Below are 3,277 nucleotides of genomic sequence, written 5' to 3'. Positions count from 1 at the left end.
GGCACGGCTGGCGCAGGAGCGGTGGCGCCGGCGGACGCTACGGCCGGTGGACCCCGCCCGGCTGCGACGCCCCCGGCACCAGCCTCCTCGTCCCCGAGACGACCGCCTTCCCGGACAGCGAGGACCTGCTCGCCGAAGCCCTCACCGCCCTCTCCCGCACCCCCGCCCCGTCCGCGCGCGACATCCTCGTCGCGCTCAGCGTGCCCAGCGACGAGATCCGCTGGTGGCGGGCCGTGCCGGAGGGCGCGGCCGGAGCCGCCGGGTGGACCGAGGCGGAGGCGCTGCGCACGGCCGCCCGGCAGATCCTGCTCGCCGGGGCGCTCGCGACCCGCGGCCGGGCCGGCCACCACGGCGCACGCCACCGCAGGAAGGCCCGTGCCGCCCTGGAGGGCATCCTGGTGGATCCCTCGCCCGGCGGACGCGCACTGACCGCGTTCGTCCCCGTCACCTCGGGGCGGGCCGTCGCCGTGCGGCTGTACCAGGCCCTCCACGCGACCCGGGAGGCCGTCGACTACCAGCGCGCCACCGGCGCCCCGGACGCCTTCGACACGGCCGTCGCCGCGGGCGTCAGCCGTGAGCTGACCGAGGCGGTCGTCGCCCTGGTCCGTGGCACGGAAGGCAGCACGGTCACCATGGCCTGGGCCCCCGCCGCCGGTACGCCCCGGGGCTGCCCCGAGCACCCCGGGCCCGTCGAGTTCTCCCCGGGCGACCTGCCCGCCCTTCGCCTGGCGGGGGCGCGCTACCTCGCCGGTGAGCCCTCCGTCCCGGTCCGCATCACCGGCGCCGTCGTACGGCTGTGCCGCACCGGGCCGCGCGGCCCCGGCGTCGTACGGCTGCGGGTGCTGGCGGGCGCCGAGGTCGCGCACGTGCGGATGGAGCTGGACGAGGAGGCGTACCGCATCGCCGGCCACGCGCATCTCGTCGGGCTGCCGCTGCGGGTGGAGGGCAGGCTGGAGAACCGCGGGGGGTTCCGGCGGCTCACCGGTGCCGCGCAGGTCGCGCCGGTCCAGGTGGACGAGGCGGAACGGGACCGGCTGATGAAGTCGCTCCAGGAGAACGTCGACCACTTCGAGGAGGCCTGCACCGGGGAGGAGGGGTAGGCGTCCCCGGTATCCCTTTCGCGTCCGGGCCCCCCGGCTCGGTACGATTCCCCATGCGCGCGCAAGGAGAATGCGGCGCACCCCCTCAGTCAGGAGAGACCGGTGTCAGACGTCCGTGTGATCATCCAACGCGATTCCGAGCGGGAAGAGCACGTGGTGACGACGGGCACGACGGCCGCCGAGCTCTTCCCCGGGCAGCGCACCGTCGTCGCCGCCCGGATCGACGGCGAGCTGCGGGACCTCGCCTACGAGCTCGGGGACGGAGAGGTCGTCGAGCCGGTCGAGATCTCCTCCGAGGACGGCCTGAACATCCTGCGGCACTCCACCGCGCACGTGATGGCGCAGGCCGTGCAGGAACTGCACCCCGAGGCCAAGCTGGGCATCGGCCCGCCGGTCAAGGACGGCTTCTACTACGACTTCGACGTCGAGAAGCCGTTCACGCCCGAGGACCTCAAGGCCATCGAGAAGAAGATGCAGGAGATCCAGAAGCGGGGCCAGAGGTTCTCCCGCCGCGTCGTGAGCGACGAAGCGGCCCGCGAGGAGCTCGCCGGCGAGCCGTACAAGCTGGAGCTCATCGGCATCAAGGGCGCGGCCTCCACGGACGACGGCGCGGACGTCGAGGTCGGCGGCGGCGAGCTGACCATCTACGACAACCTGGACGCCAAGACCGGCGAGCTGTGCTGGAAGGACCTCTGCCGGGGCCCGCACCTGCCCACCACGCGCTTCATCCCCGCGTTCAAGCTGATGCGGAACGCGGCGGCCTACTGGCGGGGCAGCGAGAAGAACCCGATGCTCCAGCGCATCTACGGCACCGCCTGGCCCACCAAGGACGAGCTGAAGGCGCACCTCACCTTCCTGGAGGAGGCCGCCAAGCGCGACCACCGCAAGCTCGGCAACGAGCTGGACCTCTTCTCCTTCCCCGACGAGATCGGCCCCGGCCTCGCCGTCTTCCACCCCAAGGGCGGCGTCATCCGGCGGGCCATGGAGGACTACTCGCGGCGCCGCCACGAGGAGGAGGGCTACGAGTTCGTCTACAGCCCGCACGCCACCAAGGGCAAGCTCTTCGAGAAGTCCGGTCACCTCGACTGGTACGCCGACGGTATGTACCCGCCCATGCAGCTCGACGACGGGGTGGACTACTACCTCAAGCCGATGAACTGCCCGATGCACAACCTGATCTTCGACGCGCGGGGCCGTTCCTACCGCGAACTGCCGCTCCGCCTCTTCGAGTTCGGCACGGTGTACCGGTACGAGAAGTCGGGTGTCGTGCACGGCCTGACCCGTTCGCGCGGCTTCACCCAGGACGACGCGCACATCTACTGCACCCGCGAGCAGATGGCCGAGGAGCTGGACCGGACGCTCACCTTCGTCCTGAACCTGCTCCGCGACTACGGCCTGACCGACTTCTACCTGGAACTCTCCACCAAGGACCCCGAGAAGTTCGTCGGCTCGGACGAGGCATGGGAAGAGGCCACCGAGACGCTGCGCCGGGTCGCCGAGAAGCAGGGCCTGCCGCTGGTCCCGGACCCGGGCGGCGCCGCGTTCTACGGCCCGAAGATCTCCGTGCAGTGCAAGGACGCCATCGGCCGGACCTGGCAGATGTCGACCGTGCAGCTCGACTTCAACCTGCCGGAGCGCTTCGACCTGGAGTACACCGGGCCGGACGGCACCAAGCAGCGCCCGGTCATGATCCACCGCGCGCTGTTCGGTTCCATCGAGCGCTTCTTCGCGGTGCTGCTCGAGCACTACGCGGGCGCGTTCCCGGTCTGGCTGGCCCCCGTCCAGGCGGTCGGCATCCCGATCGGCGACACCCACATCCCGTACCTCCAGGAGTTCGCCGCCGAGGCGCGCAGGAAGGGGCTGCGGATCGAGGTGGACGCCTCCTCGGACCGGATGCAGAAGAAGATCCGCAACCACCAGAAGGCCAAGGTCCCGTTCATGGTCATCGTCGGCGACGAGGACATGAACGCGGGGACGGTGTCCTTCCGCTACCGCGACGGCTCGCAGGAGAACGGCATCGCCCGTGACGAGGCGATCGCCAAGCTCGTCGACGTGGTGGAGCGTCGCGTACAGGTGTGACCCCCGCCCGAGGAGGCCCCCGGGGAGCTACGCGCGCCCCGGGGGCCGCCACGCGTCCGCCCCCCCGAAGACCTCCACCCGCCCCGACGCGAACGAGC

Annotated in this window: 2 protein-coding genes; both read left to right on the top strand. The window is 71.7% G+C overall.

From position 1 onward, the window contains the following. Positions 1 to 1,100, top strand: a 1,100-nt coding sequence (locus ABZ371_RS30690; RefSeq protein WP_358685794.1) for a hypothetical protein, incomplete at its 5' end; no start/stop codon positions are given. Between the two features lie 102 nt (positions 1,101 to 1,202). After that, positions 1,203 to 3,179 carry a threonine--tRNA ligase gene (gene thrS / locus ABZ371_RS30685; protein WP_358685792.1) on the top strand — a complete coding sequence of 659 codons (1,977 nt, stop codon included), beginning with the start codon at positions 1,203 to 1,205 and terminating at the stop codon, positions 3,177 to 3,179. Positions 3,180 to 3,277 lie beyond the last annotated feature (98 nt).

This window comes from Streptomyces sp. NPDC005899 (assembly GCF_040629645.1).
Lineage (GTDB): Bacteria > Actinomycetota > Actinomycetes > Streptomycetales > Streptomycetaceae > Streptomyces.
The sequence above is the reverse complement of the archived record's forward strand: the minus strand, read 5'-3'. Positions and strand labels throughout refer to the sequence as shown.